The sequence below is a fragment of the Rhodococcus sp. DMU2021 genome (assembly GCF_019641445.1).
Classification (GTDB): domain Bacteria; phylum Actinomycetota; class Actinomycetes; order Mycobacteriales; family Mycobacteriaceae; genus Rhodococcus; species Rhodococcus pyridinivorans.
In genome coordinates this window covers 70,069-91,876 of sequence record NZ_JAIFKB010000013.1, presented here as the reverse complement: position 1 = coordinate 91,876, position 21,808 = coordinate 70,069, and the positions used below count along the sequence as shown (strand labels likewise).

Genomic DNA, 21,808 nt, shown 5'->3' with positions numbered 1-21,808 from the left:
GCGCTCAGGTGAAGGCCATGACCTCGGTACCCCAGACCCGGCGCATCTCGCCGTCCGGATCCGACTCGACCCTGTCCGTGGAGTCGATGAGCAGGGTCGAGCGTTCCTCCGCCTCGTACTGCGGCCAGTGCTTCGAACCGTCCAGTGCCGCCGGCACACCGTGGTGCGCGAACGCGAACCAGCGCCGCTGCACGCGACCGGAGACCTCACCGGCGGCCTTGCGGCCGCCGAGCCAGAAGGACGGATCCCGGCCGAGAGTGCCGAAATTTCCGAAGACATATGGCAATTCGGTCGCGTGCCCGGCTCCGATCCGGGCGGCCTTGAGCATCGGGGTGGCGTGGTCGAAGCGGTACACCCAGGTCGGCGAATGCGCGCTGTGCGCTTCGGCGACCCACAGCACCGGCATGCGGAAACCGGCGTCGCGCGAGAGCGCCATCGCCCCGATGGGTTTGGGCAGGTCGGGATACGCCGCGACGATCTCGGCGAGTCGCTCGGCAGGCAGATCCGTCCGGTCGTCGGCCAACGCCGCCAACATAGCCTGCACCGCCGTGTCGTCGACGGGCATCAGCGGGGACTTCATGAAGCGGAAGATGGACGGCTCGTCCTTGTTCGAGCCGATGATCAGCGGGATCCGGTGCGACAGCCCCTTCTGGAAGGCCGCGACCGGATATTTCGGCACCAGGCCGCGGTCGACGACCGGTGTCATGGCGAGCGTCCCCGGCACCTTCGTCGGAGTCTCGGCGACGAGCACCTCCGACGCCTCGACCAGCGTGTCGGTCGACATCGTGAGTAGTTCGGCGGCCCGGGACGGCGACAGGTCGAGGATCTCGAGGAAGCGCTGCGCGACGGTCGCGGCACGGTCGCTGCCGTACACCGAGGTGGCGGGCGGCGACTGGGCGATCGCACGATGGAAGAGGCCCTTGGCCTTCGGGACCGTCATGAGCGTGGTGATCGACCCCGCACCCGACGATTCGCCGAAGAGCGTCACGCAGTCCGGATCGCCACCGAAGTCGGCGATGCAGTCGCGCACCCATTCGAGGGCGGCGATCTGGTCCCGGAGGCCGACGTTGGATTCGAAGGTGGTCCCGGGCGTGGAGAAGGACGACAGGTCGAGGAAGCCGAGCGCGCCGAGCCGGTAGTTGATCGTGACGATCACGACATCGCCGCTCTCGCACAGGTTTCGGCCGTCGTAGATCTTCTGACCGGAGTAACCGAGCACGTAGGCGCCACCGTGGATCCAGACCATGACGGGGCGTCGGCGTCCGTCGGGCGACGGCGCCCAGATGTTGAGCGAGAGACAGTCCTCGCTCAACGTCATCTCGGGGTCGATCCCGATCGGGCTCTGTCGGCTCTGCGGAGCTATCGGTCCGAACCGTGCGCCGTCGAGGACGCCGTCCCACGGTTCGGGCGGTAGCGGCGCTCGAAACCGCCGGGAACCGGTCGGGGCCGCGTACGGGATGCCCTTCCAGACGTAGACCTCGCCGTCGCGATACCCCCGGACCTCGCCGTACTTGCAGGCGACGGTGAGCGTGTCGTCGTCCATGTGACCTCCCACCCGAACCGGTACCGCCGTGCAGCACCGATCACTTCGTTCGTCGACCTACCGATTCAATGATGGTGGATGCCGGGCGGTTCGTCAGCCGGCCGCGGAGAGAGGCGCGGGGGCCACGCAGTCGACGAGGTCGATCACGAGTGCGTCGAGCACGTTGCGCAGGTCGCCGCGCGCCGAGTCGGCCAGCGCCGGGAAGACGGTGGCGAGCGCGATGGGCACGAGCGAGGCCTGTCCCAGCAGGATCCCCATGGCCGCATCGAGCTTGACGACCTCATCGTGCAAGCGGGCGTAGGTGGTGGTGTCCATGCCGTGCGCCACGGCGATCCGGTCGGGCTCGCATGCCGCGGCGTCCGCCACCATCCGGGGCAGGTCCGCCGCGGTGATCTCGTCGGCACTCATGCTTGCAACGTCGAATTTACGCAACATCTCGCCTTCGTTCGTCCCCCAGGAGCGACGCCGGGCCGCGCGCCGCAGTCGAAACATACAGTCAGTGTGGCCCGAAAAGTACGGGATGTGTAGAAGGTCCGGAAAACTTTTTGCACTGCCGGTACCTGACAGAAGGTACATCGCCGAGAACCCGCCTCCGCCCGGAATCGTCACTCTGAGACCAGGACCACAACGATTGCTCAGCAAACCCTCGCGACCTGGATGAACGGGCGTATCCTCGTAAATCCGAAGTTCGTGCAGCCACCCCGACCGGGTCCGACCACGACTCCGGGCAGACCGAGGAGGTGCCGGTCATGAGCGTCGCCCGCACCGAGTTGCTCCCTCTGCCCGCGCACCACGCGACCACGCGCGAGTTCGCGGGGGTGAGCACTCGGTCCCGTGCCTTGTCCTTCTCGGTGCGCCGTACCGTGCGGCCGTTCATCGAGGCATGGTCGTACGCCCCGACCCTCCCCTGGCCGGCGTCGGCGATAGACCACCTCGCGTTCCCTCTCGTGCCCGTGCCCGGCACACACCGCCGGCGAGTCGACCTACCGATGTGCCCGGCGGAACTGCTCTGGGCGCCGGGTGCCGCACCCCCGGCCGCTCAGGTCGATATGGACGGCACCGCCGCGCAGGTCGGTATGGACGGCACCGCCGTCCTGTACCTGCACGGCGGCGCGTTCCTGTGCTGCGGCCTCACCACGCACCGCCATCTGGTCTCCCGCATCTCCGCCACCACCGGCGCGCCGGTCCTGGCCGTCGGTTACCGCATGCTGCCCCGCCATCCGATCCGGCGCGCGGTCGAGGACGGCCTCGACGGATTGCGCTGGCTCGTGGCGCACGGCCACCCGGCCGAGCGTGTCGTGATCGCCGGGGATTCCGCCGGCGGCTTCCTCACCTTCGCCGTCGCCCACGAAGCCGTACGACTCGGCATCGGCCGCCCGGCCGGCACCGTCGCGCTGTCGCCGCTCACCGATCTCGACCCGCGGGGCAAACTCGACCATCCCAACTCGCACCGGTGTGCCGTCTTCCCGCGACGCGCCGTCGCTGTGCTGCCCACCCTCGTCGAACGCGCCGAACGCCTCGGCGGCGAAGGCGCCGAACCGGTCGCCTCCCCCGTCGATCTCGATCTGTCGGAGATGCCTCCCGCACTCATCCAGACCGGATCCGAGGAGATGACCTACGTCGACGCCGAGCTGATGGCCCGGCGACTGCAACTCGCCGGGGTCTCCGCCGAACTCCAGGTGTGGGAGAAACAGGTGCACGCCTTCCAGGCCGCGGCGGGGGTCGTCCCGGAGAGCGGCCGCGCGATCGCCGAGATCGGCCGCTTCGTGCGTGAACTGCGGTGAACCCGCTCCCCGGGTGCCGCTGCCCTCAGGCCCGGCCCGTGAACAGGTCGTTGCGGTCCTCACGGGCACCGGCTCGTCGTCCCCGACCCCATCCGACGACGGCGCGGTAGCGCCCGAGCGCACCGGACTCCGTGAGCGCATCGACGTCCCGGTGTGGCGAATCCTCGCTCACCGCAGCCGAATAGGGTGCGACGTAGAGAGCGTCGGCGGGGCAGTTGACCTCGCACATGAAGCAGGTCTGGCAGTCCTCCTGGTGCGCGACAACGGGAAGCCCGTCGGGTGCACGCTCGAAGACGTCGGTCGGGCACACCGCGATGCAGATGTCGCACGAGATGCACCGCTCCGCGACGATCACCTCGATCATCGGTTCGCTCCTCGTCGCACGAGGTGTCCTTCGGCACGGACGTCCACGCGGTCCAGACCGCTCGTCACGAGGCGGTACTGCAGGTCGGGGTCGGTGTCCGGGTGGTCGGTGCGCACGTGCATGCCCCTCGTCTCCGTACGCGCGAGGGCGGTGCGGCTCACCCACCGGGCGACGGCGAGGAGCGCGGCACCGGACCGGGCTCGTACCAGCTCCCGCCCTCGTCCGCCGAGCACGACGGGCGCCGCGGTCCACGCGTCGTCGAGTGCGGCGATGCTGTCCTCGAGACTGCGGGCCGTCCGCCGGAAACTACGTCGGAGCGGGAGCGTGTGCTCCTGCACCAGGCCGATGATCGCGCGGGTCGCGGCGCGGTCCGGGTCACCCTCGAGGCCGACCCCGCCGATCGGTCTCGCCACGTCCGGGACACCGCGGTTCCGGGCGAACTCTGCGGCGGCCGCCCCGGACCACGAACCGGACGACATCGCCCAGGCCCCGTTGTGACTGCCTCCACCGCTGCGGCCCCCGGTGATCAGCTCGCGCGTGGCGACGTCGCCGGCGGCGAACAGACCAGGGACCGTCGTGCTGCAGTCCGTCCCGATGATCCGTAGGCCACCGGTACCGCGCACCGTTCCCTCGAGGACCGCCCGCACCGGGTACATCTCGGTGAACGGGTCGATCCCGGCCTTGTCCAGAGGCAGGAAGTAGTTGGGCTGGGAACGACGCATCGCTTCGCGGTGGTCGGGATGTGCCCGGTCGAGACGGGCGTGGACCGGGATACCGTCGAGCAGGTACCGCATGGCGGTCGCGCGGTCGTCGCCGAGCCGCACACGGGCGTCGTCGTAGAACGTCGCGAACTGCATGAACAGTCCCTTCGTGTGCCCACTCCAGGAAGGCGCGAGCGCGTAGGCCGAGGAGAACTCCATCCCGGAGAACTCGGCACCGGCCTCGGCGGCCATGAGGTGACCGTCGCCGGTGTCGACGTCGGTACCGAAGCTGCCGGAGAGGAAGGCACAGCCTCCCGTGGCGAGGACGACCGCACCGGCACGCGCCGTCCACGGCTCGTACCCCTGCCGGCGGTGGACACCGGTCGCGCCGGCCACCGCACCGTCGGTGTCGACGAGCAGCTGCAGGGCGGGCGACTGATCCAGGATGCGCACGCCGGCGCGGTGGACGAGGCGGCGCATCCGCCGCATGTACTCGGGTCCCTGCAAGCTGCTGCCCCGGCGACGTCCGGTCTCCGGGTCCACGCCGAAGGGATAACGGCCGTGGACGGCGAGGTCGTCGACGCGTCGATAGGTCTCGTCGAGCACCCGGTGCATCCAGGCGGGATCGGAGAGCAGTCCCCCTTCGATGTGGCGGCGGTCGACGGCCGCGGCGCGCTCGGGTCCGGGCGGCAGGTACCAGAGGTTGTTGCCGCCGGACGCGGTCGGGCCGCTCGTCCCGCAGTAGCCCTTGTCGGCGAGGACCACGCGACTCCCGGCCCGGGCGGCCGCGAACGCCGCCCAGGTACCGGCCGGTCCCCCGCCGAGCACGAGGACGTCGGTGTCGATCTCCGTCCCGTCGCTGACGGTCATATCGACACGCGGATCGCGTAGTCCGCCACGGCATCTGCGGTGCATTCGGCTACCCCGGCCGATATGGCGACGATCTCCACGAACGGATCTGCCGACTGTACTGCGGGGATGCGGGCCGGCAGCGTCCGGACGAGACGGATGATGGCGTCGATCATGCGTCGATGGTCGACCATCTCCGGACGGATCGACACGGTTTCGCTCGCCGGGATCGGAACACTCCGGCGGGCCGTCGGCGGCCGAGAACCGTGCGCTCGCGCGGGCCGCCGGCGACCGCGCACCGTGCGCTCCGGCGAGCTGTCGCTCGTGCGACCGAGCGGAGGAATGCCTGTCGGTACCGGCGACTAGTCTTTCTCTCGGCTCGACCGCACAGAGAAGGGGGTCCGATCATGGCCGACGCGCAGACCCGGTTCGACCAGGACGTCGATGCGGCCTGGCGCGAGTTCCGCACGCGCCTGGCCGACCATGTCGCGGCCATGAGTGACGGCGACGGCCTGGTCCTCGAACCCTTCACCGACGAGGCCGGCGGCCCGGCGGGGCCGTGCGTGCAGTTCTACGCGTGGGGAGACCGGCTCGTCCGCTGCGAGGTCCCGTCCAACGCCCACCTCGCCCCCGACCGGCACCTCACGCCGGTCGACGAGCAGATGCTCCTCGAACTCGGGCTGAAGGCGCCCTCCCGCGGACCGGACGATCCGGAGGACGACGGATCCCCGGCGTTCTGGATCGATCGTCCGGGCAGCTGGGCCGATCAGCTCGCCGTCATCGCCGTGCGTGCCCTGCGCTCGGTGTGGGGCGTTCCCCATCCCCTCTTCCTGCGGGCCGAGACATTCGGGACGGAGCGCTCGGTCGCCGAGCTCACCTCGTTCCTCGTGCCCGAGACGCCGCAGGCCGGTCGCACGCAGGCCCCGGAGGTGCCGCTCGCGGTCGTCCCCAGCGGCGACGACCACGTGCGCGAACTGATCGAATCCACCCTGCACGAGCGGATCGACGATCTGCCCGCCTGGGACGAGGACGGCGATCTCGTCCTGCGGATCGCCGGGGTCCTGGTGTTCGTCGGTGTCGGCCCCGGAGGCGGCACCGTCGACCTGTTCGCACCGATCGTCCATTCCATCACCGGACGCACGCGGGCCGCCGAGATCTGCGTCGACCTCAACCGCCGGTGGCCGCACCTGAAGTTCGTGCTGGTCGACGACCGCCTCGCGATCGTCGACCACGTTCCGGCCGCGCCGTTCGCTCCGGCGCACCTGCTCGGATCGCTCGAGACCATCACTCGGTTCCTCGACACCGTCGACAGTTCGTTCGCCACCCATATCGGTGGCTCGCTGCTGCGCGATCAGGGATTCGACGGGGCGACGGGTGGTGCGGCCGATCCGCCCTGGGGCGACGTCTCGCAGTTACCCGACGCCGAGGACGATCTGCCGGTGGCCCTGCTCGCGGTGCGCGACTTCCATCTCGACGGCGCGACCGATGTCGCCGCGAGCACCGTCGCGGCGATCGGCGATCGCAATCCCGAGCAGTTGCGGCGGTTCCTCACCATCAGCACCGAACTGCAGGTGTGGTGGGACGGCGAGTCGCAGACCCGCGAGGCGGCGCTCAACACCGACGGTGCTCGCGAGGCACGGGCGCGGGCACTCGAATGGGAGGCGACGAGCCGCTCGCTCGCGGAGGCCCTGCAGTTCCTCGAACAGGGCGAGGGCACCGATTCGGCCGGCTCACGCGCGTCGAAGTCGAGCGCCGGCCGTGAGGCGGCGCCCGAGCAGCCCGCACTGTTCGACAACCCCGACGAACCGACTCTCTTCGACGGCTTCGGCGATTACTCCTGAGCCGATCCCGCCCGGGACACGGCGCGACGGAGCGCGTCGACCGCAGCGTTGTCGAGGCCGACGAGTACGACGGTCTCCACGCCCGTCTGTGTCTCCCGGATGGTGGTGACGGCCTGCAGGGCGGCGTCGTCGAGCGGCCAGCCGTAGATGCCGGCCGAGACGAGCGGGAACGACACCGTACGGGCACCGAGATCGTGCGCAACGAGCAGACTGTTGTGGTACGCCGAACGCAGGATCCCGGATCGGTCCTCGTGCGCCGACCACACCGGGCCCACGGTGTGGATCACCCATCGCGCCGGGAGACGCCCCGCGGTTGTCGCCACTGCACGGCCCGGTTCGAGTCCGTCGGGTAGCGAGGTCGCGCGGAGTTCGCGGCAGGCCGCGAGGATCTCCGGGCCTCCGGCCCGGTGGATCGCACCGTCCACTCCCCCGCCACCGAGCAGGGAGGAGTTCGCGGCGTTGACGATCGCATCCACCGCGATGGTGGTGATGTCGCCGTGCGCGATGTCGAGAGCGGTCACCCTGTCGACCATATGTTCCGCGCGCTGCCCCCGAGTCGTTTTGCTGGCATGATTCAGGACCGTGACGTCCTCGGCGAAGCTGCGCGAACTGGCCGGAAAGCACGGCATCACCACCACCTACACGGGATGGGGGGGACTCGACCACGATGTCTCCGACGAGACATTGCGGCGCGTACTCGCCGCGCTCGACGTCCCGGCCGGGACGGACGACGAGGTCGTGGCATCGCTCGCCGACTTCGACGACCGCCCGTGGCGCTGCATGCTCCCGCCCGCGCTCGTGGTCGTCGAGGGCGACGACCGGACGTTCCCGGTGCATGTGCCGCACGGCGACCCGGTGTCGGTGTGGGTCGTCGCCGAGGACGGGGCGGAGGTCGATGTCGAGCAGCTCGACGTGTGGGTGGACCCGCGTACGGTCGACGGCCGGCTCGTGGGCCGCGCGACCTTCGCCGTTCCGCGGCTGTCCCTCGGCTGGCATGTCGTGCACGCCCGCAGCAACGACATCGAGACCACCGCGGTCCTGGTCGTGACCCCGCGCCGGTTGTCGACCGCCGACCGACTGCTCGAGAAGAAGCGCTGGGGCCTTGCGGCCCAGATCTATTCGGTACGCAGCCGCAGGTCGTGGGGCATCGGTGATTTCGCCGACCTGGCCGATCTGGCGGCGATCACGGCCGGTTACGGCGGCGACTTCGTCCTGATCAACCCCGTGCACGCGGCCGAGCCCGTGCCCCCGCACGAACCGTCGCCCTATCTGCCGTCGTCGCGGCGTTTCGTCGACCCGCTGTACCTGCGGATCGAGGATATCCCGGAGGTGGCCTACCTCCCCGCGAAACACCGCAAGGAACTCGACGAGCACGCGCAGCGCGCGGCGAAGGCGAACCGGAAGGCGCGGCGTCTCGACCGGGACGCGACTTTCCGCGCGAAACTCGACGTCCTCGAGCGCGTGTACCGGGTGCCGCTCGGCCCGGCCCGCCGCGCACGGTACGAGGCGTTCTGCGCCGAGGGCGGGCAGGCGCTCGACGACTTCGCGCTGTGGTGCGCGCTGTACGAGAAGTTCGGCGACCGCGCCGACCGGTGGGCGTCACGCGCTCCGAGCCCCGACGACCCGAAGGTCACCCGGTTGCGCGAGCGACTGGCCTCGCGGATCGACTTCCACCGCCGGCTGCAGTGGTTGTGCGACGAGCAGCTCGCGAACGCTCAGGCTGCTTCGCTTGCAGCAGGTTCCGATATCGGAATCCTGCACGACCTCGCAGTGGGTGTCGGTCCGCACGGCGCCGACGCCTGGACGCTGGGCGACGCGCTGGCGTCGGGCGTCACGGTGGGCGCCCCCGCCGACGACTTCAACCGCAACGGCCAGAACTGGAATCAGCCGCCGTGGCGGCCGGATCGTCTCGCGGAGCTGGGATACATCCCCTTCCGCGATGTGGTGCGCTCGGCGTTGCGGCACGCGGGTGGTGTCCGGGCCGATCACATCCTGGGACTGTTCCGCACCTGGTGGGTACCGGAGGGGATGTCGCCCGCCGACGGCGCGTACGTCCGCAGCGACCACGAGGCACTCGTCGGCATCCTGGCGCTCGAGGCGCATCGCGCCGGCGCCGTGGTCGTTGGTGAGGACCTCGGAGTCTTCGAGGAGTGGGTGCAGGAGTATCTCGCCGAGCGGGGGATCGCCGGGACGTCGATCCTGTGGTTCGAACGCGACGAGGACTCCCCACGCGGGCCGGAAACCTACCGCACCCTGTGCCTGACCTCGGTGACCACACACGACCTCGCGCCCACCGCGGGATACCTTGCGGGCGAACACATCCGGCTGCGGTCGGAGCTCGGCCTGCTCGAAGGCGACCTCGACGCCGAACTCACCGATGCGGCGGCCGAACGCGACTCGGTTCTGGCGCTCGCGGTCGAACGGGGTCTGCTCGACGAAGGCGAGACCGACGTCGATCGCCAGGTCGAGGCGCTGCACCGGCTGATCGCGGCGAGTCCGTCTGCGCTGCTGGGCGTTTCGCTGGCAGATGTGACCGGCGAGCGTCGCAGCCAGAACCAGCCGGGCACCGTCGACGAGTATCCGAACTGGCGGGTTCCGCTCGCCGATGCCCGCGGCAAGGTCGTGCTCGTCGAGGATCTCGTCGACCACGACGGATTCGCGCGACTGGCCCGGGCAGTCTCCGGAGACACCTCCCCGGTGGAGTGACACCACACGAACACTGCGACCGCCGATCCGGATGCCGGATCGGCGGCCGCTGCTCGGGTACGCGCCCCTAACGCATCACTTCGCGTACAGAGCGTCGATCTCGTGGGCGAAATGCTCGGTGACAACGTTGCGCTTGATCTTCAGCGTCGGTGTGAGCTCACCGGACTCCTCGGTGAGATCGCGGTCGAGAATGGCGAACTTCTTGATCGCCTCGCTGTGCGAGACGAGGGTGTTGGCGTCGTCCACGATGGTCTGCATCGCGTCCCGCAGCGTGGCGTCGTGGCGCAGGTCCGCGATCGTCGCACCGCTGGGCTTGCCGTTCTCGGTCTTCCAGTTCTCGAAGACGTCCGGGTCGACGGTCACCAGAGCGGTGACGAAGCTGCGTCCGTCGCCGACGACGACGGCCTGGGAGACGAGGGTGTGCGACCGCATGCGGTCCTCGATCGGCCCGGGTGAGACGTTCTTGCCGCCGGCGGTGATGATGAGGTCCTTCTTGCGCCCGGTGATGGACAGGTAGCCGTCCTCGTCGAGCGAGCCGAGGTCGCCGGTGCGGAACCAGCCGTCGTGGAAGGCACCGGCAGTGGCCTCGTCGTTGCGCCAGTAGCCGTCGAAGACGACCATGCCGCGCAGCTCGATCTCGCCGTCATCCGCGATGCGCGCCGAGTTCCCGCCCATGGGACGCCCGACGGTGCCGATCTTCTGCGCGCCGGGCGTGTTCACGCTGTGTGCGGCCGTGGTCTCGGTGAGGCCGTAGCCCTCGTAGATCGGCACGCCGACGCCGCGGAAGAAGTGACCGAGACGGGCACTCAGGGCACCGCCGCCGGAGATCGCGTACCAGCACTCGTTGCCCATGGCCTCGCGCAGCTTGGAGTAGACCAGCTTGTCGGCGAGGGCGCGCTTGGCCTTCAACGTGAAGGTGGGGCCGCCGTGGTCGAGCGATTCGCTGTAGGCGATGGCGGTGCGCTCGGCGAAATCGAAGATCGCCGCTTTGACCGGTCCGCCGGCCGCCGCCTTGCCCGCTGCCGCGTCACGCACCTTCTCGAAGACGCGCGGCACACCGAGGATGATGTTCGGCGAGTACCGGGCAAACTGCGCGGAGACGGTCGAGAAGTCCGCCCAGTGAGCCTGCGCCGTGCCTGCTTCGAAGAGCGCGAGCGACACCGCGCGCGCCAGCACGTGCGCGAGGGGCAGGAAGGTCAGGCCGCGGTTGCCGGGCTTGGCGACGATACCGATGTCCGAGGTGAGGATGGACCGGACCTCGGCGAGGAAGTTGCGGTGGGTGAGCATGCAGCCCTTGGGTCGCCCGGTGGTTCCCGAGGTGTAGACGAGGGAAGCCAGGCCGCCGGAACGGATTCCGGCCAGACGCGTGGTGATCTCGGCGTCGTCGACCTCGGCACCATCGGCCGCAAGCGTGTTCACCGCGCCGTCCTCGATCTGCAGGATGCGACGGAGGGTGTCGGGCATGTCGACGAAGAGCTTCTCGTGCCGCGCGGTTTCGACGACAGCGAGGACGGCCCCGGAGTCCTGGAGGATCCAGCGAATCTGCTCGGTGGACGAGGAGTCGTAGATCGGTACCGACACCGCGCCGGCCGTCCAGATCGCGTAGTCGAACAGCGACCACTCGTAGCGGGTGGCCGAGAGCAGCGCGACACGATCGCCGGGCTGCACACCGTTGGCGATCAGGCCCTTTGCGACGGCCTTCACTTGGTCGGCGAACTGCTGCGCAGTGACCGCGACCCAGTCGTCACCCTGCGGCCGGGAGTACATCACGCGGTGCGGAGTCTTCTCCGCATGGGTGAACACCGTGTGGACGACCGATTCGTCGTCACCAATGGTGAACGGGGCCGGGGTCGAGTACTCACGCACTGCAATCTCCATCGTTCTGGTCGGGAGTCCGGTCGTCGGAATCGATTCCTGCGCGGAAGCGGCGCAGGAGATCCACGAAGCGTTCGAGTTCGTTCTCGTCCCAGCCCTCGAGGCCGGCGCGGACGTCGTCGAGACGACGCACGACCGCACCTTCGAGAACTGTCGCTCCGTGGTCGGTGAGCCGGAGCGGATGTCCGGCACGTGCCGGACCCGTCCCCGCCTCGACCCAGCCCGCATCGACGGCGTGACGCAGTTGGCGCGACACGGTCGAGCGGTGGACACCGAAGACCTCGGATATGTCGGTGGCGCGGCAGCCCGGATTTCGGGAGATGAAGCCGAGAAGCGAATGCTGGACCAGTGAGAGTCCGCTGTCCTGCGTTCGTGCTCCGGACGTCAGGAAGCGCACGAGAAGCACGAACTCCTCGTATACGCGGGCAACGCCGTCCGCAGACGGCCGCCGGGCCTGCCGATTGTGTTGCACAGGGCAACTATAAACGCGAGTGAGGCACGGCACGAATCCGCGCGGTGTCCTGCCGATTTCCGGCCTGCCTCTCCACAGCCCGTGCGCGCACCCGGTGAACTCGTCCGCCCCGCTCGGCGTTCACCGGGCTAGCCTGTCTGTCCGTACGGCGTCAGCACTCGGGAGAAGAGGTCGGATGGGCGAACACATCGGTCGCGACCTGTTCCGTCATCTCGTCGCCGACGAAGCGGACGAGTACCTCGCGGTGATGGACTGCTTCACCGACCTCCTGCTCGCCGATCTGTCCGCCGACGATATCGCGGTCTCGTGTGCGCGGCGCGGGGTGGCGCTCGACATCGCGGTCGTCGATGCCCGGTGCCGCAGCCTGGTCCGGTGGGGCAATCTCGCACTCACCAGCGGCGGAACCGACGGTGGCGGCTCCCACCGGCGGAGCGCTCCCGAGACCGCCTCGACCGAGGTCCGTGCCCGATACCGGCCGACACCGGCCGGGCTGCGGGTGCACCGCGAGACCGGCAGGCTTCTCTCCACCTCCGACGACGTGCGCGGCGTGGCACGCGTGTCGCTCCGTTGTGTCGCGGACGGGCTCGCCCGCATCGAGGAGCTGCTGGTGGACGACGGGAGCGTGCCCGACCGGGACGAGCTGGCCGCCCACGTCACCGCCCTGTTCGCGCACCACCGGATGTTCACCGACAGCGTCGCCGATTTCTATTCGCACCTCGCCGAGATCCTGAGCCGTCTCGAGCACTCCGGCCGTCCCGAACACTCATCCGATCGCGAACGCGCCGGGGCGGTCGACGATTACGCGGAGACCAAGAACCTGCTCCTCGACTACGTCGACGTCATCGGTTCGGACGTCGAGCGCCTCGCCCCTCTCGTCGCCGGCAGGCTCGACCAGATCAGGCCGCGTCTGGACTCCCTGCTCGCCGCGTTGCGCGAGTCCGGCCTGCCGAACACCGTGCCCGGGTCCCCCGGTCGCCGTCGCACCGACTGGGACGAACTGGCGCAGTGGTACGCCGAGGACGCCGGCCCGCGCCGCGTGCGCGAGGCAGCGGCGGAGGCGCTGAACCGGCTGCTCGTGCGCACTCGGCGGATCATGGCGAGCACGCCGGGCTTCTCGCACCGCGCAGATCTCCTGCGCCTGGCCCGGTGGTTCACCGAGTCCTCCGACGAGCAGGGCCACCGGTTGTTCGCCGCGACCTTCGGTGCCTTCCCGAGCCGGCACCTGCTGCTCGGCCCCGACGAGCCCGACCCGCGAGTGGGTGCAGGCACGTCGTGGTGGCGGGCCGATCCCGTCGTCGTGCCCGTGTCGTTGCGCGAACGCGGCGACCACACGTCCCTCGGGGCCGTCGGCCGACTCCCCGATTCGATGCCCGGCCGGGTCCGGGCCGACGAACTCGCCCGGCGAGAGTCGCGCCGCCGCTCCGACGCCGTCGCCGAACTGAGTGCGGCGGGCGACCTGCACGGAGCGGACCTGTCGGCGGAGGCGCGCGACGTCCTGCTCGACGTCCTCGCCGCCGCGCTCGCGGGCCACCTCACCACCGACGGTCCGGTGCAGGTGGACGATCCCGATCTCGGGTTGTCGCTGACGGCGGAGCCCGGCGCCGACACCGTGGTGCACTCCCCCGACGGCGATCTCACCGTGCACGGTTTCTCGTTGCGCACGTCGGTCACGGCATCGCTCGATCACAGTGCGGCGGCGCCATGAGCACCTCGTACGCGAGCACGGTGTCCGGGGACGTCTCCGGTCGGCGGGACGCGGCGCGGGCGCTGCTGCAACAGCCGATCGTCACCGCCGCGAGCGAACGGGAGACCTTCGACCTCGTTCGGCGCCACGCCCCGGCCCTGAAGTCGATGTTCGCCGACCGCCTCGGATACCGGCTCGTCGTCGAACCGACCTTCGCCCGTCTGATCAAGGCACCGCTCGGGCCCACCTCACCGCACCGGGCGCTCCGCCACGCCGACGGCACCGAGTTCGGCGCGATCACCTACGCGTGTCTCGCGCTGGTGTGCGCGGCACTGCTCGAACCCGGGACCGGCGAGAGGGTGTCCGTCGACGACCTGCTCGAGCAGGTGCGCGCCGATGCGCGCGAGAACGGGATCGTGTTCGGCGACCCGGTGTCCGAGGAGCGGAACCTCGCTGCGGCCCTGCGCGTCCTCGAGGAATGGGGCGTGATCGCCGAGTCCGGTCACGGGGACGAGGTGAGCGGCGACGAGGTGAGGGGCGACGGGCCGCATCTCGACGTCCACCGCGACCTGCTCTCCCAGCTGCTCGACACTCCCCTCCATGGGATGCCCGGTCCCGCAGCGGCACTCGCACGTCACGAGCACGAACCCGCCGCTCTCCGCCTGTACCGCAGGCTCGTCGAGGACCCGTTCGTCGCGCGCGACGAACTGGACGACGAGTCGGCGACGATCCTCGCCCGCGACCGGCACGAGCTCGCCCGGATGCTGGAGGGCGACTTCGGCCTCGTGCTCGAGGTGCGTGCCGAGGGCGCGCTCGCGTACGACCCGGCCGGCGTGCTCACCGACGAGGCGTTCCCGGGGTCGGGCACCCTGAAGCACGCCTGCCTGCTGCTCCTGGCCGAACTCACCGAACGGTTCGGCGACTCGGCGGCGACCACATTGCACGTCGACGCGCACATCCTCGACTCGGTTCTCGCCGATCTCGCCGCCGTGCGTTCCCGCACCTGGAAGAGCATCTACGTCCGCGATTTCGCGCTCCTGCGCCGGGACGTCGTGGCTCTGCTCTTCCGGCTCGGGCTGGCGCGACCGCACGAGAACGGACTCGAACTGACCGCACCCGCCGCCCGCTACCGCCCCGTCCCCGCCGAAAGCAAGTGTCGATGACCCACTCGTCCGACCCGTCCGCCCTCGACGAGAACTCTCCACCCCGTTTCCCGGATCGCTGGCGTCTCCACCGCGCCGGCATCGTGAACGTGTGGCACTACCTGGACGTCGAGTTCGTCCTGTCCGGTGGGCGGATGATCCTGCGCGGCACCAACGGATCGGGGAAGTCCCGCGCCCTCGAGATGTTGCTGCCCTTCCTGCTCGACGCCGACCGCAGGCGCATGGACGCGACGGGCGCCGCGAAGGTCGATCTCGACGAACTCATGCGTACCGGGGCCTCGGACACCACCGACCGTGTCGGCTATCTCTGGCTCGAACTGGCGCGCCCCAGCGGACATTTCACCGTCGGGGCGCAGGTCCGGCACCGCGCCGACGCCCGTCGCAGCGACGTGCACTTCTTCACGACACCTTTGCGTGTCGGCACCGAGTTGCACCTCGTCGATGACGCCCGCATCCCGCTCTCGCGGGAGCGACTCGCCGAACTCATCGGTGCCGACAACCTCACCCGTGATCCGGAGCGGCATCGCGAGACCGTGCGGAAGTCGGTGTTCGGCCTGCACGCGGAGACGGGACGCGAACGCTACGACGGCCTGCTGCAACTGCTGCACACTCTGCGCTCACCCGATGTCGGCCACCGCATCGACGAGGGACGCCTCCCTCAGATCCTGTCGGATGCGCTGCCACCTCTGACGGAGAACATGCTCGCCGAAGCGGGAGGTCGCCTCGACCTGCTCGGTGACACCCGTCAGGAACAGGTCCGTCTCGAAGCGGCGCACGCACACGTGCTGCGGTTCCACGAGGTGTACCGGCAGTACGCTGCGGATCTGCTGCGCGCCGGCGCCGAGACCGCGCGCGACCTCGCGCAGCGGGTCGTCGAGACGCGACGCGCACTCACCGTCGCGGAAGCCGAGGCGGCCGACCTCGACGCGCAGGCCGCCGCCGCGGACACCCGCCTGAAGGAGCGCCGCGACCAGGTCGCCGAACTCGACCGCGCGATCCGCGGACTCGAGACCCACGAGATGTTCCGGTCCGCGGACGATCTCGCGCAGCGCCAGCTCGCCGTCGATGCGCTCCGCCGCGCCGCCGAGCACGCAACCGCCGCCGCCGATCGCAGCCGCATGCAGGAACGGCGCCACACCGACCACGCGGCCCGCCTCCTCGACGAACTGACCTTCTCGGTCACGCGTGCCGCGAGACGGCTTGCGACGGTAGGTCGCGACCTGCTGTCGGTGGGTCTTCCGCACGACACCGCGCCGACCACGCTGCACTTCTCCGCCGACCGTCCACCCGCTGTGCTCGAGCCCGTGCGCACCGGCATCGACGATACCACCGAGCAGGTGGTGCGGCCGGTGGTCGCGACGGTCTCCCTCGACGCCGGGCACGTCGACGAGGTCCGGGACGCGATCCTGCGTGCCGCCGAGGCGACCCGTCGCCGGCGGGACCAAGCGGGTCGGCGACTGCTCGAGGCGCGTCGACTCGACGCCGCCGCGCATGCGGTCCGGGAAGCCGAGGCGGCGGCCGACCGCGCGGCCCGCGACGCCGAGCAGCGTGCCGTCGAGGCCGCCGAGACGGATGCCGGTGTCGGTGCGGCCGCCGCCGGTCTGCAGCACCGGTGGCGCGAGTGGATCACCGCCGACCGCACGACGGCTCTGCTGCCGGAACTCGATCGGGATCGGGTCATCCTGATGCGCCGACTGTCCACGCGACTCGACGCACTGATCGACTCGTCCCCCACCGACGCCGGGGACACGGACTCCGAGGACGTCGACGTCGATTCGGCACTCGCCGAGCTGGATTCGCTGCCCACGACCGCCGCTCGGTCCGCCCTGAGCGACCTCGCCGGCGCCCCGGCCGAGCGCGAGCGCCGCGAACGTGAGGCGCGGACCGCGCGCGAGGACCTCGTCCGCGAACAGGCGGCACTCGACGCGATCGGCGAGGGACCGGAACAGGCGCCCTGGCACGTGCGCACCGACGGTGTCCCCCTGTGGCGGGCGGTCGAGTTCGTCGACACCCTCGGGGACGACGATCGCGCCGGAATCGAGGCGGCGTTGCTCTCCGCGGGTTTCCTCACCGCCACGGTCGACGGCGAGGGCCGCTTGCGTGCGCTCGGCGGCCAGGTCCTCGTCTCGCCGCGCGGTGAACCACCGGCGCAGCCCCTGTCGACGGTCCTGCGTCCCGACCCCGAGGCCGACGTACCGCGCCCGGCGATCGAGGCGGTCCTCAACACGATCGGATTCGAGGACGCCACCGCGGTGGCCTCGGTCTCACGGGACGGCCGCTGGCACAACGGAGTTCTGCGCGGGCGCCACACCGCCGAGGCCCCGCGCAGCATCGGCAGTCCTGCCCGGGAGGCCGCAACCGCGGCACGTCGGGTGCGTCTCGACGAGATCCGCGCCGAACTCATCCGGATCGACCTGGCGGTGGAACAGCTGCGCGTCGACTATCCCGACGCGGCGCACCGGCGGGCGGAGATCGACGCACACCTGTCGACCGCGCCGACCTCACACGCTCTGCGCGCCGCGCTCGAACGACGTCGGCACGCGTACGCGCACGTGCGGTCCGCGGCGAACACCGCGGTGGAACTGCGCGAGCGGGCGACGACGCTGCGTGCTCGCTGGACCGCCGAGCTCGACGCACACCGCACAGCGTGCGAGCACTTCGGCGTGCCCGGCGATGTTCCGGAACTCGAGGCGCTGGTCGCCGGATGCGCCTCCGCAGAGACACTGTGCACCGAGCTGGCACGCGATCTCGGTGACGTCCTTGCTGCCCACGTCCGGTTCACGGATGCCGCCGAACGGTGCGTGCAGGCCACCTCCGAGCGGATCGACTCGGAGGAGATCGCCGAATCGTGCCGCTACGAATGGCACGCGAAGGCCGCGGTGGTCGCTGCCCAGACCGCCGCTGTCGACGTCGACGCCGCCGACCTGGCGCAGGAACTGCGTGACTCGGAGGCCGAACGGGCACGCGCCGACGAACAGTTCCGGCGCACGGTCGCCCATCGCGACCATCTCGGCCGTGCCGTCGCCGAGGTGCTGCAGCGATGTGCTGCCGCACGCGAACGGCTCGACCGCGACCGTCGCGAACTCGCCGCGGCCGCCGAACTGCTCGCCGCTCACCTGCAGCTGCCCGAACTACGCGGCGCACTCGAGGAGAATCCGGAGTCGGACTCCGCCTCTGCCCGGACGGTTCTGCCTCCCGTCCACCTCGAGGATCCGGATCACGTGCTCTCCGTGGCCCGCACCCTGCTGGCCACGTTGCCGCCACGCACGGGAGTCGACGAGAACGCGATGCTCGTCGCGCTGCAACAGTTCGACCGCGACCTCACGGCCCGGTTCGACATCGAGCACACGGTGACGCACGGCGCCCATCGCGTCCGGATCGCCGGGGCGGGTGACGACACCACGCCCGCGGGTCTCTCAGTCACCCTGACCCGGCAGGTCGAGGACGGCCGGCGGGCACTGTCGCAACGCGAACACGACGTGTTCACGGGATTCGTGCTCGGCGGTGTGGCCGACGAACTGCGCCGGCGGATCGAGCGGGCACGACAGGTGATCGCCGCGATGAACGACAGTCTCGCCGACAGCCGCACGACGCACGGGATCGGCGTGAGGATCGAGTGGCGCCCCGGTGGCGAGGACGCCGACGCGGCGCGGCTGACGCAGCTGCTCACCGCCACCGAGCGGTCACCCGAGGATGCGTCCGAACTGGTCGGGGTGCTGCGGCGCCGGGTGGAATCCGCCCACACCGCCGATCCGTCCGCCGGCTACGCGCAGCACCTGTCGCAGGCACTGGACTACCGGCGCTGGCACGAGGTCGAGGTGACCATCCTCGGCCCCGAACCGGACCGGGAGAGGCGGATCTCCGCGCGCGCCAAGATATCCCAGGGTGAGACCCGATTCGTGTCGTACGTGGCGCTGTTCGCGGCGGCGGACGGCTATCTCTCGGGCCTACCCGACACCAGCACCGCACTGCGGCTCGTGCTGCTCGACGACGCGTTCGCCAAGATCGACGACCCGACGATCGGTGAACTCATGGGTCTGCTCGTACGGCAGGATATCGACTTCGTCATGACCGGGCACGCACTGTGGGGTTGTGTGCCGGAGGTGCCCGAGCTCGACGTCTACGAGGTCCGGCGACTCGCCGACGGCGCGGCCGTGACGACCCGCGTGCACTGGGACGGGCGCGTCCGGCAACTCCGACCGCTCACCGAGCTGCAGACATGACAGTGGTGGGAGCGATACGTATCGCTCCCACCACTGTCGGTCCTTCGAAACCTGCCCGGATCAGGACACGCGGCGCAGCAGCGCGGCGAGTGCCTGTCCGCCACCGATGCACATGGTGACGACGCCGAGTTCGAGATCGCGACGGATCAGGTCCTTGGCGACGCGCAGCGTCAGGATCGCGCCGGTCGCGCCGACCGGGTGACCCAGGGCGATGGCACCGCCGTAGGGGTTGGTCTTCTCCGGGTCGAGCTTGGCGTCGCGCGCCACCGCCACGGCCTGCGAGGCGAAGGCCTCGTTGAGCTCGACGGTGTCGATGTCGGCCGGGGTCAGGCCGTTCTGCTCGAACAGCTTCACCAGGGCGAGGGTCGGGGCGTAGCCCATCAGCTCGGGCTCCATCGCCGAGGTGACGACCGACTCGAGCACGACAGAGGCACCGAGACCGCGTTCACGGGCGACCGACTCGCGGGCCAGGACGAGCGCGGCAGCGCCGTCGTTGATCCCGGAGGCATTACCGGCGGTGACGGTGCCGTCCTTGATGAACGCCGAGCGCAGCTTGCCGAGCACCTCGAGGGTGGTGTCGGGCTTGGGGTGCTCGTCCTCGGTGACGGTGACGGGCTTGCGGCCACCGATCTCGACCGAGGTGATCTCCTCGGCGAAGGCGGCCTTCGCAGCGTCGGTGGCGGCGCGGCGCTGCGATTCGAGGGCGAACTCATCCTGCTGCTCGCGGCTGACGCCGTACTCGCGGGCGACGTTCTCGGCCGTGACGCCCATGTGCAGTCCGCTGAACGGATCGGTGAGCATGCCGACGGTGCCGTCGACGAGCTCGCGGTTGCCGAGCTTGTAACCGTTGCGGGCACCGAAGTCGTAGAACGGCATGCGCGACATGCTCTCGTCGCCACCGGCGACGGTGATCTCCGCGGCACCCCAACGGATCTCCTGGGCTGCGGACCACACGGCCTGCAGACCCGAGCCGCACAGGCGGTTGACGGTGAGGGCCGGGGTGGAGACGGGAAGTCCGGCGGCGAGGGTGACGCGACGGGCGTTGTAGGCGTCGGCACCTACCTGTCCGATGCAACCCATGACAACCTCGTCGATGTCCTCACCTGCGACACCCGCGCGCTGCAGCGCCTCGCGGACCGCGGTGGCGCCGAGTTCGTGCGCGGGTACGTCCTTGAGTGCGCCGCCGAAGCTGCCGACGGGGGTGCGTGCGCCGTCGACGATGACGATGCGTTCCGGAGCGGTCATTTCTCGTCCAATCTGGTCGAACACCTGGGGTCCACGCGCCGGCACCGCCGAGCGCACAGATCTTCGGGAAGGCGTCCTCCCGAAGCGTCTGACTCGATGCTACGGCACCGAGTGCCGCACTTGCGAAGGTCCGAACACGAGTTGCAGGAACGGGAACGGAAACGCCATTCTACAATACGGACTGCGTTATTTTCACTCGTCGTCGACGGTGAACGGAGGACCCTCCGCGAGACGTTCCGCAGCCGCCGGTGTGCCCAGTTCACGGCGGTGGCGAGGGTGCTCCACGTAGAACTCGAGGAAACGGTACAACTGCACCGGATCGACGGCCAGATGCCGTGAGTCCACCTCGATCCGGGGCTCGGACGGCAGGCGCTCGAAGGGGAACACCCGACTCGTGCGCCGACGCGCCCACGCCGCCGACCCGTGCCCCTCGATCCAGATTTCCGGGAACCCCCGGTCGACCGCACGAAGACCCCGCACCGACACCCACGGCAGATAGGACTCCACGAACCAGCCGCGCAGCCTGATCCCGTCCGGCCCGAGAACCAGCGAACCGGCCCGGATGCGCCCGAGTGCCACCTCCACGAGGAAGGCCAGACACACCCCGGCGACGAGCGCCAGCACCAGCGCCACGAGAGGTAGACCCTCGTTCCCGACCACGATCTCCACGGCTGCGCCGAGCGAGAGGAACGTCCCGCACAGCACCATCGCGAGCAGCAGACCGAAGACAGGGCGACGGCCCGCGATCTCGGTACTGCCGCGATCGGCCGTCTCGACGTACCGGAACCGCGGTGTGCGGCTCGGAGGCCACGACGACGGTCGCCGGGCCCCAGATCCGGCAGGCCACCAGAAGGTGGCGCCGAAGGCCGCCGTCAGCAGCATCAGCACCGCCAGGATCGAATAGAAGCGGTCGGCGCCCACCGAATCGGTGCCCCACGCGCTCGCTCCGCGGGCCGCGGCGAAAATCGCCACGAGCACCGCCACACCGGCCGCTGCGTACACGTGCAGATTGCGCGTGCCGTGCTGCCATTCGCTCGGCGGTTCGATGTGGGATGTCGGTTCGGCACCGAAAGTCGGTTCGGCACCGGAAGTCGCAGCCTCCGTGCCGCGCCCACCCCACGGGACAACAGGTCGTCGCATCGGTCTCCCCTCCAGGTGTACCGAGGAGCCCCGACGTCCTCGGCCCTGCCGGTCGGCCGGAACGCTACCTCGAGCGGCGGACCCGATGCGGACCCTTCGGGTGCGACGTCACCGACGGGCACACGAGTTGGCACCGGTCGGTGTGACAATTAACATACCCCTCGGTCATCGGGGTGTTGAACCAGGTCACGGCCGTTTATGAAGGAACAGGACGCGCA

16 protein-coding genes are annotated in these 21,808 nt (G+C 70.1%); 6 read left to right on the top strand and 10 right to left on the bottom strand.

Annotation, left to right across the window (positions count from 1 at the left end; all coding sequences use genetic code 11):
- Nucleotides 1-4: 4 nt before the first annotated feature.
- Nucleotides 5-1,543, bottom strand: coding sequence for a carboxylesterase/lipase family protein (locus K3M35_RS17860; RefSeq protein WP_006552905.1), 1,539 nt, complete (start codon nt 1,541-1,543; stop codon nt 5-7).
- A 93-nt stretch (nt 1,544-1,636) separates the two neighbouring features.
- On the bottom strand, nt 1,637-1,951 hold the full coding sequence (locus tag K3M35_RS17855; RefSeq protein WP_228044996.1) for a non-ribosomal peptide synthetase: 315 nt from the start codon (nt 1,949-1,951) through the stop codon (nt 1,637-1,639).
- A gap of 341 nt (nt 1,952-2,292) precedes the next feature.
- Between K3M35_RS17855 and K3M35_RS17850 the strand changes: the two genes are divergently transcribed.
- Nucleotides 2,293-3,327 carry an alpha/beta hydrolase gene (locus K3M35_RS17850; protein WP_039587791.1) on the top strand — a complete coding sequence of 345 codons (1,035 nt, stop codon included), beginning with the start codon at nt 2,293-2,295 and terminating at the stop codon, nt 3,325-3,327.
- Between the two features lie 25 nt (nt 3,328-3,352).
- Here the strand turns inward: K3M35_RS17850 and K3M35_RS17845 are convergent, their stop codons facing one another.
- Genes K3M35_RS17845 through K3M35_RS17835 form a run of 3 tightly spaced genes read right to left on the bottom strand, consistent with a single transcriptional unit; the run spans nt 3,353 to nt 5,417 of the window.
- Nucleotides 3,353-3,691, bottom strand: a complete 339-nt coding sequence (locus K3M35_RS17845) for a ferredoxin family protein (protein ID WP_006552903.1) — start codon at nt 3,689-3,691, stop codon at nt 3,353-3,355.
- The gene (locus K3M35_RS17840; RefSeq protein WP_094980678.1) at nt 3,688-5,262 is read right to left on the bottom strand and encodes an FAD-binding protein; all 1,575 of its coding nucleotides are present in this window, start codon (nt 5,260-5,262) and stop codon (nt 3,688-3,690) included. Before K3M35_RS17840 ends, K3M35_RS17845 begins: the two co-directional genes overlap by 4 nt.
- Nucleotides 5,259-5,417 carry a hypothetical protein gene (locus K3M35_RS17835; RefSeq protein WP_019288929.1) on the bottom strand — a complete coding sequence of 53 codons (159 nt, stop codon included), beginning with the start codon at nt 5,415-5,417 and terminating at the stop codon, nt 5,259-5,261. The genes K3M35_RS17840 and K3M35_RS17835 overlap by 4 nt, the downstream gene beginning before the upstream one ends.
- Before the next feature lie 231 nt (nt 5,418-5,648).
- On the opposite strand from K3M35_RS17835, the gene K3M35_RS17830 reads away from it, so the two are divergent.
- Nucleotides 5,649-7,082 (top strand): hypothetical protein, encoded by a 1,434-nt coding sequence (locus K3M35_RS17830; RefSeq protein ID WP_220666819.1) that lies wholly within the window; start codon nt 5,649-5,651, stop codon nt 7,080-7,082.
- On the opposite strand, the gene K3M35_RS17825 is transcribed toward K3M35_RS17830, so the two are convergent.
- Nucleotides 7,073-7,603 carry an O-acetyl-ADP-ribose deacetylase gene (locus K3M35_RS17825; RefSeq protein ID WP_220666818.1) on the bottom strand — a complete coding sequence of 177 codons (531 nt, stop codon included), beginning with the start codon at nt 7,601-7,603 and terminating at the stop codon, nt 7,073-7,075. The genes K3M35_RS17830 and K3M35_RS17825 overlap by 10 nt on opposite strands.
- A gap of 61 nt (nt 7,604-7,664) precedes the next feature.
- Between K3M35_RS17825 and malQ the strand changes: the two genes are divergently transcribed.
- Entirely contained in the window at nt 7,665-9,788 is a 2,124-nt protein-coding gene (malQ, locus tag K3M35_RS17820; RefSeq protein ID WP_220666817.1) for a 4-alpha-glucanotransferase, read from the top strand.
- Between the two features lie 75 nt (nt 9,789-9,863).
- On the opposite strand, the gene K3M35_RS17815 is transcribed toward malQ, so the two are convergent.
- A complete protein-coding gene (locus tag K3M35_RS17815; RefSeq protein ID WP_064061204.1) occupies nt 9,864-11,654 on the bottom strand; it encodes a long-chain fatty acid--CoA ligase in 1,791 nt (596 codons plus the stop codon).
- Nucleotides 11,647-12,135 carry a MarR family winged helix-turn-helix transcriptional regulator gene (locus K3M35_RS17810; RefSeq protein WP_016694262.1) on the bottom strand — a complete coding sequence of 163 codons (489 nt, stop codon included), beginning with the start codon at nt 12,133-12,135 and terminating at the stop codon, nt 11,647-11,649. The genes K3M35_RS17815 and K3M35_RS17810 overlap by 8 nt, the downstream gene beginning before the upstream one ends.
- 175 nt (nt 12,136-12,310) lie before the next feature.
- Between K3M35_RS17810 and K3M35_RS17805 the strand changes: the two genes are divergently transcribed.
- The 3 genes from K3M35_RS17805 to K3M35_RS17795 are packed head-to-tail and all read left to right on the top strand — an operon-like array spanning nt 12,311 to nt 19,205.
- Nucleotides 12,311-13,840 (top strand): DUF2397 domain-containing protein, encoded by a 1,530-nt coding sequence (locus K3M35_RS17805; protein ID WP_220666816.1) that lies wholly within the window; start codon nt 12,311-12,313, stop codon nt 13,838-13,840.
- Complete coding sequence (locus K3M35_RS17800) at nt 13,837-14,982, top strand: TIGR02678 family protein (protein ID WP_033098008.1); 1,146 nt, start codon at nt 13,837-13,839, stop codon at nt 14,980-14,982. The genes K3M35_RS17805 and K3M35_RS17800 overlap by 4 nt, the downstream gene beginning before the upstream one ends.
- The gene (locus tag K3M35_RS17795) at nt 14,979-19,205 is read left to right on the top strand and encodes a TIGR02680 family protein (protein ID WP_220666815.1); all 4,227 of its coding nucleotides are present in this window, start codon (nt 14,979-14,981) and stop codon (nt 19,203-19,205) included. Before K3M35_RS17800 ends, K3M35_RS17795 begins: the two co-directional genes overlap by 4 nt.
- A gap of 60 nt (nt 19,206-19,265) precedes the next feature.
- Here K3M35_RS17795 and K3M35_RS17790 read toward each other — a convergent pair whose 3' ends face one another.
- A complete protein-coding gene (locus K3M35_RS17790; protein WP_094980686.1) occupies nt 19,266-20,450 on the bottom strand; it encodes a thiolase family protein in 1,185 nt (394 codons plus the stop codon).
- Between the two features lie 192 nt (nt 20,451-20,642).
- Nucleotides 20,643-21,590, bottom strand: a complete 948-nt coding sequence (locus tag K3M35_RS17785) for a hypothetical protein (protein WP_094980687.1) — start codon at nt 21,588-21,590, stop codon at nt 20,643-20,645.
- Nucleotides 21,591-21,808: the final 218 nt, after the last annotated feature.